Below are 14462 nucleotides of genomic sequence, written 5' to 3'. Positions count from 1 at the left end.
GTTCAGCTTCGATTCCTGCCTGCGCGGGCAGCGCGCGCCTGCTTGATCTCTGCAATCCGTTCGACATCCTCGATCTGCAGGTGACGGCCGCGTTCGAGGATTTCCAATGTGTATTCTTCGTAGGTGAGGCCGAGCCGCTCGGCTTTTTTGATGCGAAACGCGACGATGCCGGGCGAAGGGTTGTGCCACGCGGCGCGATGCGCCGCCTTCCAGTAGAAATAATTCCCGATTCCGCCGTGGCCCCATTCAGGCCGGTGCTCGTCGTCGAGCGGCGGACCGTGATTGTGGCCGGCGGGAACGGGGTTTTCCGAACTTGCCGGGTCGGCCGGAGAACGCCTGATTTCGCTCTCCGCCATCGCCAGCTAGCTCCGGGCAAGGGCAACGACGTAAGTGCAGGGCGCGGCGCTCTCGTTGGCAAACGTCACTTCCGCCGGCGGACCGAATCCGAGGCAATCGCCGGCACGGAGTTCGTGGCGTTCGCCGCCATCGATCAGGACGAGCGCGCCCGACAACATCCAGAGCGCCTGGCGGATGTGTGCGTAGGATGAGGCGGGCAGCGTCACGCGCTGCTTCGCGGGCATCTCGACCTTGATGATTTCGATGGGATGATCGGGCCGGTTGAACACCTGGCGGCGCAGATAGCCGGTCTCGGGATCGCGCCACACCGGCTGGTCGGCGGCGCGGGAAAGGCGCCCACCCTGGCCTTCGGCGCGCAGCATCAGGCCGGCGAGGGTGAGATCGAAGGCGCTGGCGAGCCGAACCAGCACGACCGCGGTCGGACTGACCTCGGCGCGCTCGATCTTGCTGATGGTGGCCTTCGAAACCCCGGAACGCTCGGCGAGATCAGCCAGCGACCAGCCGCGGCTGTCGCGCTCAAGCCGGAGACGCTGGGCGAGGCGGGTGCTGAGATCGTCTACTATAGTATCCATTTGTCTATTATAAGAGAAATTGACGCGACCTCAAGTCCGGATTTGAACGTCGGCAAGAGCTGGGGACAGCCTTGCCATCGCCCCTGCGGCAATTATCTCCGGGGCTGCGGTTGGGGGTGACAATGCCCCGTCCGATCGTGTAACACCGCGCAACTTCAGGAAAACCCGCAAGCTCTTGGTGCAGCCGAAGCCCGGCGCTGTCAGCTTGTGACGGAAGGTTTTTAAGATGCAGACCGTCATTATCGTCGTTCACCTCATGATCGTCTCGGTGCTGATCGGCGCCGTGCTGCTGCAGAAATCCGAAGGCGGCGGCCTCGGCATGGGCGGCGGCGCCGGCTTTATGTCGAGCCGCGGCACCGCCAACCTCTTGACGCGGACGACGGCGATTCTGGCCGGGCTCTTCTTCCTGACCAGCATGGCTCTGGCCTGGATCGCGGGTATCGACCGCAAGCCGAGCTCGATCCTCGGCACCGCGCCGGCGACGCAGTCACAGCCAGGTGGCGCGACGCCGATCGCCCCGCCGACCTCCGGCGGCGTGCTCGACACGCTCAAGAAGGTGGATGAACAGCAGGCGCCGTCGGGTCCGCAGGCGCCGCGTTCGCAATAAAGCAGGGTGGCTATGCAGGAACAGGCTCTACTGTCCTGCATCAGGACTTCCCATTAGTGCTTTGAAATCGCTTCAAATTTAACGTCACCCACAGCCCGGCAGAATGTTTCCCCCGGCAAGCGATTCGTTTTGGCGAATCGGGGCAGTGGCCTTAAAGGTAGAATCCCATGGCGCGGTACATATTCATCACCGGCGGCGTGGTTTCTTCGCTCGGAAAGGGTCTGGCTTCAGCGGCACTCGGTGCCCTGCTGCAGGCTCGCGGGTACAAGGTCCGTCTCCGCAAACTCGACCCCTATCTCAACCTCGATCCCGGAACGATGTCGCCGTATCAGCACGGCGAAGTGTTCGTGACCGATGACGGCGCCGAGACCGATCTCGATCTCGGCCATTACGAGCGCTTCACGGGGCGGCCGGCCACCAAGGCCGACAACATCACCACCGGGCGCATCTATCAGGATATCATCACCAAGGAACGCCGCGGCGATTATCTCGGCGCGACCATCCAGGTCGTTCCGCACGTCACCAACGCGATCAAGGAATTCGTGCTCTCGGGCAACGATGAATACGATTTCGTGCTGGTGGAAATCGGCGGCACCGTCGGCGATATCGAAGGCCTGCCGTTCTTCGAGGCGATCCGCCAGCTCAAGAACGAACTGCCCCGCGACCATGCGGTGTACATTCACCTGACGCTGTTGCCCTTCATTCCGAGTGCCGGCGAACTCAAGACAAAACCGACCCAGCACTCGGTGAAGGAACTGCGCTCGATCGGCATCCAGCCGGATATCCTGTTGTGCCGCACTGATCGCGAGATCCCGAAGGAGGAGCGGCGCAAGCTTGGCCTGTTCTGCAACGTGCGCGAAAGCGCCGTGATCGAGGCGAGGGACGTCGACAACATCTACGCCGTTCCCGAGGCCTATCACGCCGCCGGCCTCGATGGTGAGGTGCTGGCCGCCTTCGGCATCACGCCAAAGATTCCGCCGGCACTGCAGAGCTGGAACGTCATCAACGAACGCGTGCGCAACCCGGAAGGCGCGGTGACCATTGCCATCGTCGGCAAGTACACCGGCATGAAGGACGCCTATAAATCGCTGATCGAGGCGCTCTCCCATGGCGGCATCGCCAACAAGGTGAAGGTCAATCTCGACTGGATCGAGAGCGAGGTGTTCGAGAACGAGGACCCGACGCCGTTCCTCGAACACGTCAACGGCATTCTGGTGCCCGGCGGCTTCGGCCAGCGCGGCGCCGAGGGCAAGATTCGCGCGGCGCAGTTCGCGCGCGTGCGCGACGTGCCGTATTTCGGCATCTGTTTCGGCATGCAGATGGCGGTGATCGAAGCCGCGCGCAATCTGGTCGGCATTGAGGCGGCCAACTCCACCGAGTTCGGCCCGACCAAAGAGCCGCTGGTCGGCCTGATGACGGAATGGCTGCGCGGCAATGAACTCGAGAAGCGCTCGAAGTCCGGCGATCTCGGCGGCACCATGCGGCTTGGCGCATATCCGGCGGCGCTGAAGCGCGGCAGCCGGGTGTCGGAAGTCTATGGCGGCGCCACCGAGATTTCCGAGCGCCACCGCCACCGCTACGAGGTCAACACCGCGTATAAAGACCGGCTCGAACAGCACGGCCTGCGCTTCTCGGGCCTGTCACCCGACGGCGTGCTGCCGGAGATCGTCGAATACGAGGACCATCCCTGGTTCATCGGCGTGCAGTTTCACCCCGAGCTGAAGTCGCGCCCGTTCGAGCCGCACCCGTTGTTTGCGTCGTTCATTCAGGCAGCGATGGCGCAGTCGCGGCTGGTGTAATTTTCGTAGGGTGGGCAAAGCGAAGCGTGCCCACCATTTTGCACCGCATATGGGATGGAATGGTGGGCACGTCGCTTCGCGCCTTTGCCCAGCCTACGGCTCCGCCTTTGACGAACGATTGAATTGTTGCGACAAACGCCTCCCGTGAACTGCAAGAACAATAATTGAGGGAGCACCACCAATGATCATGGAAATGCGCGTCTATCGCTGTCTGCCGGGCCGCCTGCCGGCGCTGATGAAGCGGTTCGATACGCTGACGCTGAAACTGTGGGACAAGCACGGCATCAAGCAGGCCGGCTTCTACACCACGCTGATCGGCACCTCCAACCAGGAACTGACCTATTTCGTCGCGTGGGACTCGCTGGCCGATCGCGAGAAGAAATGGACCGCATTCCAGTCCGATCCCGACTGGATCGCCGGCCGCGCCAAGAGCGAGGAGGACGGCCAGATCATCGACAACATCGTCAGCCAGTTGCTGGTGCCGGCGGCGTTTTCGGCGGTAAAATAGCCGGCGGTGCAACCCTGATATTTTGGGGTTAAACGGGGTTGATCCTGAAAGCGCGGACCGGCATGGTCCGCGCTGGCTACGAAGGAAAATCCCTTGAACGCGAAACTCGATGCAGCCCCGGTCGTCTCGGTCGGCGAGGTCAAATTCGGCAACGACCTGCCGATTTCGATCATTGCCGGGCCGTGCCAGCTCGAGAGCCGCGCGCATGCGCTCGAAGTCGCGACCGCGCTGAAGGAGATTGCGGGCCGCCTCGGGATTGGCCTCGTCTACAAGACTTCGTTCGACAAGGCCAACCGCAGCAGCGGATCGGCCGCACGCGGTATTGGTCTGGCGCAGGCGCTACCGATTTTTGCAGAAATTCGCTCTTCGCTGGGATTATCTGTCCTCACCGACGTGCATGAGACTGCGCAATGCGCCGAAGTTGCGCAAGCGGTCGACGTGCTGCAGATCCCGGCATATCTGTGCCGGCAAACTGATCTCCTGCTGGCGGCCGCCGCGACCGGCAAAGCCGTCAACGTCAAGAAGGGCCAGTTCCTCGCGCCGTGGGACATGGCCAATGTCGTCGCGAAGATCACCGGCGGCGGTAATCCGAATGTGCTGGTTACCGAGCGCGGGGCGTCGTTTGGCTACAACACGCTGGTGTCGGACATGCGCGCGCTGCCGATCATGGCGCGCACCACGGGCGCGCCCGTCATTTTCGACGCTACCCATTCGGTGCAGCAGCCGGGCGGCAAGGGGACGTCGTCGGGCGGCGAGCGCGAATTCGTTCCCGTGCTGGCGCGCGCTGCGGTCGCCGTCGGCGTCGCCGGCGTGTTCATCGAGACCCATCCCGATCCCGATCGCGCGCCATCGGACGGACCCAATATGGTGCCGCTGCGCGACTTCGAAGCGTTGGTGAAGCGGCTGATGGACTTCGACGCGCTGGCCAAGAAAGCGCAACGCTAGAGCATGATCCGGACCCGAAGGGACGCGTTGGCGCAAAGCGGAAACCGGTTTTCCGGAAGGATCATGATCTCATGACGCGGATGCGGCCGTGACCGACTCGAGCCGCCTGCCGCCCGCCCTCAATATCATTACGCTCGCGACGTTTGCCGCCAGCCTGTCGGCGCGCGCGCTTGACCCGGTGTTGCCGCACGTGGCCGACGATTTCAGCGTCAGCATCGCGACCGCCGCCAGCTTCGCCGCTGTCTTTGCCTTCACCTTTGCGATCATCCAGCCGGTGCTCGGCGCGGCGGCCGATCTGTTCGGCAAGGCGCGGCTGATGATCGTGTGCCTGGTGCTGCTGGGCATTGCCAACATCCTCGGCGCGATGGCGACGTCGTTCTGGCTGCTGTTCGCCTCGCGGATCCTCGCCGGGATCGGCTCCGGCGGCGTATTTCCGGTCGCGCTCAGTCTTACCAGCGATCTGGTCGGTCCTGAAAAACGCCAGATCGCAATCGGGCGCACGCTGATGGGGTCCATGACCGGAAATCTGCTGGGGGCTTCCGTTTCCGGCCTGATCGGCGATCTCCTGGGTTGGCGCGGCGTTCTTGCTGCGCTCGGCGGCCTGGTCATTGTGGCCTCGATCGCCGTGGCCGCCGGATTTCGCGGTGCTGCGTTGAAACGTCCTCCCAAGACGAACTTCGCGTCGCTTAAACACGGCTATCGCACCATCTTCTCCAATCCCAACGCTTTTTGTTACGTGGCCGTGTTTGTCGAAGGCTGCTGTGTGCTGGGGCTGTTTCCCTTCATCGCGTCGTTTCTGTTCGAACTGGGCGAAACCAGCCTGTCGGTTGCCGGCCTCGTGATCGCCGGCTTCGCGGTCGGAGGCCTTTTTTACACGCTGAGCGTTTCGCGGTTTCTGCCGTGGCTTGGCGTCAAGGGGATGATGATATCAGGCGCCACGCTGGTGGGGTTGCAACTCGCCGTCGTCGCTTTGGGTCCCGGCGCAAAGGCTCAGGCTTTGAGCCTGATCTTCATGGGCTGGGGCTTCTACATGATCCACGGCTGCCTGCAGGTGTTCGCCAGCGAATTGTCGGTGGAAGCCCGCGCGACCGCGCTGTCGCTGCATTCGTTCTTTTTCTTCATGGGCCAGACCATCGGCCCGATCGCTTACGGGTTCGGCCTCCAGCATGCCGGCAAGGTCCCGACCTTGCTCACGGCGGCGACCGTGATGATCGCGCTCGGCTTTGTCTGCGCGAAGCTGTTGCGCCAGACGCGGCCGGCGGATGCGGCGGCGATGTAGCGGTCTTCAGCCGCTTTTGCCGGCGGTGAGGCAGTTGCGTTCGAGATTGTGGCGACGAGACAGAGCGGGGCAACCAGCCCGAAAATGACGGAAAAGGTATTGTGCATGTGCGGTGGTCGGTCACACCCTCCGTCTGGTTCAAGGCGAACGATTGCGATCAACCCCTCTCACGTCGCAGGCGCACGTTCTGCGCTTGCCAAGTTTCCATATTGTGCAAGGATGAGCCGGCGCTTCGACTGTCGGCGCTCTCGGCTGTTCGGCTTGACCTAAATCAACGATTAACTCTCTCAACGGGGTCGAATTTGGCCTCGTGCCCTAAGTGGTCTGCGGAATAATCGCGGGCATTCGAATGGAGAGCCCTTTGAGCGAGTCGATTCACCCCGCCGCCCCCCATCATCTCCCAGGATTCATCACCGCGCCAGGCGACACCGACGTCCTGATGGTCGCCGTCGGCATTTTTCTGATCGTCGCCGTTCTCGCGGTCGGTAACTTCTATTTGCAGCTGCACTCGCTGCCGGAGCGGATGGCCCACAAGTCGCAGAAGTTCCAGTTTGAAGTCGTGGCCGTGTTGTGCCTGCTAGCGCTGTTCACGCACAATCACCTGTTCTGGGTAATCGGCCTGTTCCTCGCCATGATCGACCTGCCGGACTTCAGCACGCCGCTGCGCAGGATTGCCGGATCAGTCGAGAAGATGGCCGGCGTTCCGCCTGAACAGGACCCAACCGAGCCGCCAACTGGAGAGGCGACGCACGCCGCCGCAACCGACGAGGCCAAGGCCCGCATCGAGAAGGCTGCTGGCGCCAAGAGCGAGGTGCATAGCCATGCTTGAGCTGCTCCTCTGCTCGCTGCTGACGATATTTCCGGACTATCTCTATCGCCGCTACTGGCAGGGAAAGCGCATCGGCAAAGAGATCACGCTCTATTCGGTCTGGTTCGAACTGCGCTTTGGCATCATCGGCTGCCTGATGCTCACGGTCTCGCTGATCACGATGATCTTCTACTTTCATCCGTCGACCACTTCGGCGACGTTGTTCTATCGGACCGTTCCGATTATGTCCGAAGTAACCGGCCGGGTGGCTGAGGTTCACGTCGAACTCAGCGCGCCCGTCAAGCAAGGTGACGTGATTTTCAGGCTGGACAGCACCAAGCAGGAAGCGTCGCTACTGACAGCCAAACGCAAGATCGCCGAAACCGATGCCGCCATGCTGGCCGCGGAGGCCGATATCATGAAGGCGGAAGGCCAGCTTCAGGAGGCAAAGGGCTCGCTGCAGCAGGCGCAGGACGAACTCAACACCAAAAGCGAACTGCAGAAGCGCAACCCCGGAATCGTGCCGCAACGCGATATCGAAAAGCTAACAGTGGCCGTCGCGGGTCGCCAAGGCTCTCTCGACGCCGCGACCGCTTCCAAGCAGTCCGCGGCGACGCGGCTGACCGCGCTGCTGCCGGCGGAAAAGGCAAGCGCGGAGGCGGCACTGGCCGAAGCGCAGGTTGATCTGGATAAGACCTTTATTCGCGCCGGCGTCGACGGACGGGTCGAGCAGTTCGGATTGAGGCCAGGTGATATCGTCAATCCAATGATACGGACGGCTGGCGTTCTGATTCCAGAGGGGGCGGGGCGGCAGGCTCTGGCGGCAGGGTTTGGGCAGATCGAGGCTCAGGTCATGAAGATCGGAATGGTGGCCGAGGCCACCTGCATTTCCAAGCCGTGGACGGTCATTCCGATGGTGGTTACCAGCGTGCAGGACTACATCGCGGCGGGCCAGTTCAGGGGCGGTGAACAACTGATCGAGGCGCAGCAGGTCGCGCGTCCGGGCACCATTCTCGTTTTCATGGAGCCGATCTACAAGGGCGGGCTGGAGGGCGTGACGCCCGGCAGCAGTTGTATTGCCAACGCCTATACCAGCAATCACGAACTGATCTCGTCAGGCAAACTCAGCGCGCTCAAGAGCTTCGGGTTGCATGTCGTCGATGCGACCGGACTTGTGCACGCTTTGCTGTTGCGGATTCAGGCGCTGCTGCTGCCGATCAAGACGCTGGTGCTGAGCGGGCACTGAGCGGGCCGCGGCGAGCCGTCGAGAGCGTGGCAACCCCGCACGTTCCGGCATCGGGCTCGATCACCGATGCAGGTTGAGCGCGGAGCGCTGATCTGGACAAACATAAGCAAAAATTTTGCTGCCCATCAGAATTTCAAAGTCGCAATTTTAGAGCACGTGGGTCAATTTCGCTTCGCAATCTTCGAACGAGGCATCAGCACAGCGTGGGAGCGAGGCCAACTTGAATCGGTTCAGGGCGATCATGTTCGACGTCGACGGAACCATGGCGGAGACCGAGGAATTTCACCGACGCGCATTTAATGAAGCTTTCAGCTATTTCGATCTGCCGTGGAATTGGGATGTCGCAACTTACGGCAGGCTGCTGCGGGTCGCAGGTGGAAGAGAGCGTATCAGGCATTTTTGGCAGTCGCTGCCCGAAGATCGCTTCGATCTCGGAGATCGCTTCGATCTGCCAGATAGCCAGCTGATCACCCGCAGCCTGTATTTTCGAGACGAGGATTTTACAGGCGCGGCCTGCGTCACTGATGATTTAACAGACTTACCTGATGACTTCTGGTTCGATCCTGACCTCTGATCCACCGGTGGCACCTTTGGGAAGTGCTGACGGGCTCTGAGGGCCGGGACATGCGATGGTTCACCCCCGCCCGCGATAGGGCGCGACGCCCTGGTCGGGCACCCACATGCCCTTGGGCAGTTTGCCGGTCTGCCAGAACACGTCGATCGGGATGCCGCCGCGCGGGTACCAGTAGCCGCCGATGCGAAGCCATTTCGGTTTGATCTCGGCCGCGATCCGCTTGCCGATCATGACCGTGCAATCCTCGTGAAAGGCGCCGTGGTTGCGGAAGCTGGCGACGTAGAGTTTTAGCGACTTGGACTCCAGCAGCCATTGGCCCGGCACATAGTCGATCATCAGATGCGCGAAGTCCGGCTGGCCCGTCACCGGACAGATCGAGGTGAATTCCGGCGCGGTGAAGCGGACCAGATAATTGGTGTCCGCCTGCGGATTGGGGACGCGGTCGAGCTGCGCCTTTTCCGGGCTGTCCGGCCATTCCACGGCGCGGCCGAGCTGCAATGATTTCGGCAATGATTTCTTGGCCATCATGATCGTCCTGTTGCGAGGGCTGACATGGACGCAACGGGGTCGATCGTCAACCGCTAGCGCGATGCAGGATCGGACAGAAACCGCACCAGCGCCTGGCGCTCGGCCGCATCCTCGATCCCGCGCATCGACATCCACAGCCCCGGAAACATCGCGGCGGGATCAGCGAGGAAGGTTTCGAGGCGCTTTGCGTCCCAGCGCAAGCCCTCGTCGCGCGCCTTGCGCAGCGCCGGCGAATAGTCGAATTCCGCGGCTCCGCCGACGTCGCGGCCGATCACGCCTGAGAGATTGGGGCCGGGCAGGTTGCGCTCGGCCGGATCGAGGCTGTGGCAGGCGCGGCAGGGCGTGAACGCCCGCGCACCGTCTTCCTCCGCATTGGCCGAAGCAGACATGAGAACTGACACCAGCAGCAGGACCGCGAACAATCTCACGCAGGCGCGACCGTTTGAATCATCACGAGGCGGTCATTGCCGGATTCGCCGCCCCAGGTTTCACCGGGCCGGCCATCGAGCTGGCGCACATTCGCGCCCGCTTTGTCGCTCGGAAACGCGTTGAACTTTTCCGTCACGGGATCGAAGCGCAGAATCGCATTGGCGCCGAAATCGGTGACCCAGACCTTGTCCTTGTCGTCGACGTAAACAGCATAGGTGCGCGGATTGCTGCCGGGCAATTTCCAGGCCTTCCAGGAACCATCGGCGGGATCGTGCACCGACACATTGCCGCTGTTCCATTCGCTGACCCAGATCCGCCCCTTTGAATCCGACCACACGCGCCGCGCGCCCTGGTTGGGCGTCGGCGGCTCGACGACGGTGGCGTTGCCGGTAGCGGTGTCGATTTTGGCAATGTGGTTGCCGGCGAGCGAGGCGTACCAGATGTCGCCCTTCGGCGTGATGGTCATGCCGTAGGTGCCGCGCCCGCGCGGCGACTTGAAGACGGTCATGTCGCCCGATTTCGGGTCGAGCCGGCCATAGATGCCGGATTGTCCGGTGAACCAGTAGGTGCCGCTCTTGTCGAACACGGCGGTGTTGAGGTTGGCGTAGGCTTCCTTTTCGGGCAGGCGGAACAGCGTCACCTTGTGATCACCGGGGTCGACGCGGGCAATCGCGTTCTGGCCGCCCTCGGTCACCCAGGGCGCGCCGTCAGGGCCGATGATGACGCCATGGGGCGCCGCGCCCTTGCCGAGGTCGACCAGTCTGTAGGACCCGTCGCGTGGGTCGAGCCGGCCCAGCGTGCCGTTGCGCTGGCCGCAGAACCAGATCGTGCCATCGGGGGCGGGGGTGGTGTCGCGGGAGCCGATGCCTGCCGTGACCGGATAATATTTGACGCGGAACGGGCCTTCCTGGGCGGCGGCCCTTCGCGAGAGGGCGGGGGCGGCGAGGACGCCAAAGGCGGCGGTTCCAAGAAACTGGCGGCGATTCATTGCGTTACCTCGACTTGTGAACGTGAAGGTTTGGACGCTGTGATCAACCTTGAAGCAGTCTATCCTGACGGGCTTCTACCGTCCGGAAAAGGCCGCCGGTCGAGCGTTCACATTTGCTTGCGCGCCGTGTAAGACGCCCCCGAAACCTGACCCACCACTCCCAGGAAAGTTCAAGACATGACCGCCATCGTCGACATCATAGGCCGCGAAATTCTCGATAGCCGGGGCAATCCCACCGTTGAAGTCGATGTGGTGCTGGAAGACGGCTCGATCGGTCGCGCTGCGGTGCCATCGGGTGCCTCCACCGGCGCGCATGAGGCGGTCGAACTCAGAGACGGCGACAAGAAGCGCTATCTCGGCAAGGGCGTGCAGAAGGCGGTCGAGGCCGTCAACGGCGAAATCTTCGAGGCGCTGAGCGATCAGGCCGTCGAGGAACAGGTGCAGATCGACCAGATCATGATCGATCTCGATGGCACGCCGAACAAGAGCCGGCTCGGCGCCAACGCCATCCTCGGCGTCTCGCTCGCCTGCGCCAAGGCGGCGGCTGAATCTTTCGACATGCCGCTCTATCGCTATGTCGGCGGCACCTCGGCCCGGACGCTGCCGGTGCCGATGATGAACATCATCAATGGCGGCGTGCATGCCGACAACCCGATCGATTTTCAGGAGTTCATGATCCTTCCGGTGGGAGCTGCGAGTTTTGCCGAAGCGCTGCGCTGCGGCTCGGAAATCTTCCACACGCTGCGCGCCGAGTTGAAAAAGGCCGGCCACAACACCAATGTCGGCGACGAGGGCGGCTTTGCGCCAAACCTGCCGTCGGCGGACGCCGCGCTTGAATTCGTGGTGAGCGCGATCGGCAAGGCCGGCTACAAGGCGGGCGATGACGTGATGCTCGGCCTCGACTGCGCGGCGACCGAATTCTTCAAGGACGGCGCTTACGTCTATGGCGGCGAGAACAAGACGCGCTCGCGCTCCGAGCAGGCGAAATATCTCGCCGATCTCGTCTCGCGCTATCCGATCGTCACCATCGAGGACGGCATGTCGGAAGACGACATGGACGGCTGGAAGGAATTGACCGACCTGATCGGCAACAAGTGCCAGCTCGTCGGCGACGATCTGTTCGTCACCAATGTCACCCGCCTTGCGGAGGGTATCAAGAACGGCCGCGCCAACTCGATCCTGATCAAGGTCAACCAGATCGGCACGCTGACGGAAACGCTCGCCGCCGTCGAACTGGCGCACAAGTACGGCTATACCTCCGTGATGTCGCACCGCTCCGGCGAGACCGAGGACTCCACCATCGCCGATCTCGCGGTCGCCACCAATTGCGGCCAGATCAAAACCGGCTCGCTGGCGCGCTCCGACCGCACCGCCAAGTACAATCAGCTCCTGCGCATCGAGCAGCAACTCGGCGAGCAGGCGAAATATGCTGGCAAATCGGCGTTGAAGGCGCTGGCATAACGCGCCAACGTATCCAGATACAACGAACACAAACGGGAGGGGTTACGATGAGCGACGGCAAAAGCGGGCTGCAACTGCGTTCGCTGCTCAAGAAGAGCGGCGAACTCGAACTGTCGCTGGTGGATGTCCCGACGCCCGAACCGGCCGACGACGAAGTCGTGGTCCGGGTTGAGGCCACGCCGATCAATCCGTCCGATCTCGGACTGCTGATCGGCCCGGCCGACATGTCGACCGCCAAGGTTTCAGGCAGCACGGACACGCCCGTGGTCACCGCAAAAATGCCGGAAGCCGCCCTGCGGATGATGGCGGCGCGGCTCGATCAGTCGCTGCCCGTGGGCAATGAAGGCGCCGGCGTCGTGATCAGGACCGGATCGTCGGATGCCGCCAAGGCGCTGATGGGCAAGACCGTCTCGATGATTGGTGGCGCGATGTACTCGCAGTACCGCACCATGAAGGTGCGGGACGTCATGGAGCTGCCGTCAGGCACCACGCCCGCCGACGGCGCGTCGTGGTTCGTGAATCCGCTGACCGCGCTCGGCATGACCGAGACGATGCGGCGGGAGAACCACAAGGCGCTGGTGCATACCGCCGCCGCCTCCAACCTCGGGCAGATGCTCAACAAGATTTGCATCAAGGACGGCATCGGCCTCGTCAACATCGTGCGCAGCAAGGAGCAGGCCGATATCCTGCACAAGATCGGCGCCAAACATGTCGTCGATTCCACCGCTGATAGCTTCATGGACGATCTGACCAATGCGTTGGTGGAGACCGGCGCAACGATTGCGTTCGACGCCATCGGCGGCGGCAAGCTCGCGGGGCAAATCCTCACCTGCATGGAGAGTGCGGCCAACAAGACCGCCAAGGAATACAGCCGCTACGGCTCCAACGTGTACAAGCAGGTCTATATCTACGGCAGCCTCGATAACCGTCCGACCGAATTGAGCCGGGCGTTCGGGTTGACCTGGGGCGTCGGCGGCTGGCTGTTGACGCCATTCCTGCAGAAGATCGGCCCCGCCGAAATCGGCCGGCTGCGTCAGCGCGTGGCCTCCGAACTCAAGACCACTTTTGCCAGCCATTACACGCAGGTGGTGTCGCTGCAGGAGACGCTGCAGCTTTCCAACATCGCGATCTACAACAAGCGCTCCACCGGCGAGAAATTCCTGATCAACCCGAGCAAGGGCTGACGAGGGCGGCGACAGGCGGCTCTCTTTCCGACTTGCGTTCTCCCGGCAACGGGAGAACATTTGCGGCGCAAATGAATGCGGAACAACCGCAGCTGGCGCAGGGGAGTATTCGCCATGACTGATCTGGATCGCCGCCAACTGCTTGGCGGTGCCGCCGCAGCGACTGCTGCGGCCGCGCTTTCGTCATTTCCGGCATCGACCGCTGGCGCTGCGGTGCCGCCATCAGGCACGCAGGCGCCGGGCTTCTATCGCTACAAGGTCGGCAGTTTGGAATGCACCTCGATCAATGACGGGGCGCGTTCGTTCCCGATGCCCGATACGTTCGTCAAGAACGTCCCGAAGGAGGAGGCGCTGGCGGCGGCCGAGGCCGCTTATATGCCGAAGGGCATGGTGACGGTGCCGTTCAACCCGCAGCTCATCAACACCGGCAGCAAGTTGGTCCTGATCGACTGCGGCAACGGAATCGCCAATTTCGAACCGAGCAAGGGTGCGGTCGGACGGACCTTGCAAAATCTCGCGGCGGCCGGCGTCGACCCCAAGAGCGTCGACGTGGTGCTGATGTCGCATCTGCATCCCGACCACACCAACGGCATTCGCGCCCTCGACGGCTCGATGGCGTTCCCGAACGCCGAGATCATGGTCCCGGCGAAGGACTGGGAATTCTGGATGAGTGAGGAGAACGCTGCGAAAGCGGAATCCAACCAGATGATGAAGAATTATTTTGCGAACGTGAAGAAGATCTATGCCGGCATCGAGTCCAAGGTCACCCGCTATGACTGGGGCAAGGAAGTAGTACCCGGTGTCACCTCGGTTGCGACGCCCGGGCATACGCCGGGACATACGTCATTCGTGGTCGCCTCGGGCAATTCCAAGGTGCTGATCCAGTCCGACGTCACCAACATTCCGGAATTCTTCCTGCGCAATCCGGACTGGCACGTCGCCTACGACGTCGATCCTGAGACGGCGCAGGCGACCCGTCATAAATTCTACGACATGGCGGCGGCCGAGAAGGCGACGGTGGTGGGCTTCCACTTCACCTTCCCCTCGATCGGTCATGTCGAAAAGGATGGCCCGAAATACCGGCTGATCCCGTCGGCGTGGAATCCGACGATCTGACGTTCATGACCCCGAAGGGCCGCGGCTGCGGCTCTTCGGCGGCCCGTTGATTTGGCCGGCG

General features: G+C 62.5%; 16 protein-coding genes. 11 read left to right on the top strand and 5 right to left on the bottom strand.

What is annotated here, in order from left to right:
- Positions 1 to 2: 2 nt before the first annotated feature.
- Together V1283_RS18620 and V1283_RS18615 are read right to left on the bottom strand one after the other, a co-directional pair.
- On the bottom strand, positions 3 to 356 hold the full coding sequence (locus tag V1283_RS18620; RefSeq protein ID WP_334387901.1) for a hypothetical protein: 354 nt from the start codon (positions 354 to 356) through the stop codon (positions 3 to 5).
- A gap of 6 nt (positions 357 to 362) precedes the next feature.
- Complete coding sequence (locus tag V1283_RS18615; protein WP_334387900.1) at positions 363 to 929, bottom strand: helix-turn-helix domain-containing protein; 567 nt, start codon at positions 927 to 929, stop codon at positions 363 to 365.
- Positions 930 to 1155: 226 nt separating this feature from the next.
- Between V1283_RS18615 and secG the strand changes: the two genes are divergently transcribed.
- From secG to V1283_RS44765, 8 genes are all read left to right on the top strand, one after another.
- Positions 1156 to 1536, top strand: coding sequence for a preprotein translocase subunit SecG (gene secG / locus V1283_RS18610; protein WP_334387899.1), 381 nt, complete (start codon positions 1156 to 1158; stop codon positions 1534 to 1536).
- A gap of 167 nt (positions 1537 to 1703) precedes the next feature.
- Complete coding sequence (locus V1283_RS18605) at positions 1704 to 3335, top strand: CTP synthase (RefSeq protein WP_334387898.1); 1632 nt, start codon at positions 1704 to 1706, stop codon at positions 3333 to 3335.
- A gap of 181 nt (positions 3336 to 3516) precedes the next feature.
- Entirely contained in the window at positions 3517 to 3843 is a 327-nt protein-coding gene (locus V1283_RS18600) for an NIPSNAP family protein (protein ID WP_334387897.1), read from the top strand.
- 93 nt (positions 3844 to 3936) lie between these two features.
- Positions 3937 to 4788, top strand: coding sequence for a 3-deoxy-8-phosphooctulonate synthase (gene kdsA / locus V1283_RS18595; protein ID WP_334387896.1), 852 nt, complete (start codon positions 3937 to 3939; stop codon positions 4786 to 4788).
- Positions 4789 to 4876: 88 nt separating this feature from the next.
- Positions 4877 to 6067, top strand: a complete 1191-nt coding sequence (locus V1283_RS18590; RefSeq protein ID WP_334387895.1) for an MFS transporter — start codon at positions 4877 to 4879, stop codon at positions 6065 to 6067.
- A gap of 361 nt (positions 6068 to 6428) precedes the next feature.
- The gene (locus V1283_RS18585) at positions 6429 to 6896 is read left to right on the top strand and encodes a hypothetical protein (RefSeq protein WP_334387894.1); all 468 of its coding nucleotides are present in this window, start codon (positions 6429 to 6431) and stop codon (positions 6894 to 6896) included.
- Entirely contained in the window at positions 6889 to 8121 is a 1233-nt protein-coding gene (locus V1283_RS18580) for an HlyD family secretion protein (protein ID WP_334387893.1), read from the top strand. The genes V1283_RS18585 and V1283_RS18580 overlap by 8 nt, the downstream gene beginning before the upstream one ends.
- Before the next feature lie 241 nt (positions 8122 to 8362).
- Complete coding sequence (locus V1283_RS44765) at positions 8363 to 8695, top strand: hypothetical protein (RefSeq protein ID WP_442895757.1); 333 nt, start codon at positions 8363 to 8365, stop codon at positions 8693 to 8695.
- Between the two features lie 60 nt (positions 8696 to 8755).
- Here V1283_RS44765 and queF read toward each other — a convergent pair whose 3' ends face one another.
- From queF to V1283_RS18560, 3 genes are read right to left on the bottom strand one after another with little or no spacing between them, the layout of a single operon-like run.
- The gene (queF, locus tag V1283_RS18570; protein ID WP_334387892.1) at positions 8756 to 9220 is read right to left on the bottom strand and encodes a preQ(1) synthase; all 465 of its coding nucleotides are present in this window, start codon (positions 9218 to 9220) and stop codon (positions 8756 to 8758) included.
- A 56-nt stretch (positions 9221 to 9276) separates the two neighbouring features.
- Complete coding sequence (locus V1283_RS18565) at positions 9277 to 9612, bottom strand: c-type cytochrome (RefSeq protein WP_334387891.1); 336 nt, start codon at positions 9610 to 9612, stop codon at positions 9277 to 9279.
- A 35-nt stretch (positions 9613 to 9647) separates the two neighbouring features.
- On the bottom strand, positions 9648 to 10640 hold the full coding sequence (locus V1283_RS18560) for a Vgb family protein (protein WP_334387890.1): 993 nt from the start codon (positions 10638 to 10640) through the stop codon (positions 9648 to 9650).
- A gap of 177 nt (positions 10641 to 10817) precedes the next feature.
- Between V1283_RS18560 and eno the strand changes: the two genes are divergently transcribed.
- The 3 genes from eno to V1283_RS18545 all read left to right on the top strand — a co-directional run bounded on the left by eno (position 10818) and on the right by V1283_RS18545 (position 14401).
- Positions 10818 to 12101 (top strand): phosphopyruvate hydratase, encoded by a 1284-nt coding sequence (gene eno, locus V1283_RS18555; protein ID WP_334387889.1) that lies wholly within the window; start codon positions 10818 to 10820, stop codon positions 12099 to 12101.
- 47 nt (positions 12102 to 12148) lie between these two features.
- Positions 12149 to 13285 carry a zinc-binding dehydrogenase gene (locus V1283_RS18550; RefSeq protein ID WP_334387888.1) on the top strand — a complete coding sequence of 379 codons (1137 nt, stop codon included), beginning with the start codon at positions 12149 to 12151 and terminating at the stop codon, positions 13283 to 13285.
- A gap of 114 nt (positions 13286 to 13399) precedes the next feature.
- Positions 13400 to 14401: an MBL fold metallo-hydrolase gene (locus V1283_RS18545; RefSeq protein WP_334387887.1), complete on the top strand. Its 1002-nt coding sequence runs from the start codon at positions 13400 to 13402 to the stop codon at positions 14399 to 14401.
- Positions 14402 to 14462: the final 61 nt, after the last annotated feature.

This window comes from Bradyrhizobium sp. AZCC 2262 (assembly GCF_036924535.1).
Classification (GTDB): domain Bacteria; phylum Pseudomonadota; class Alphaproteobacteria; order Rhizobiales; family Xanthobacteraceae; genus Bradyrhizobium.
The sequence above is the reverse complement of the archived record's forward strand: the minus strand, read 5'-3'. Positions and strand labels throughout refer to the sequence as shown.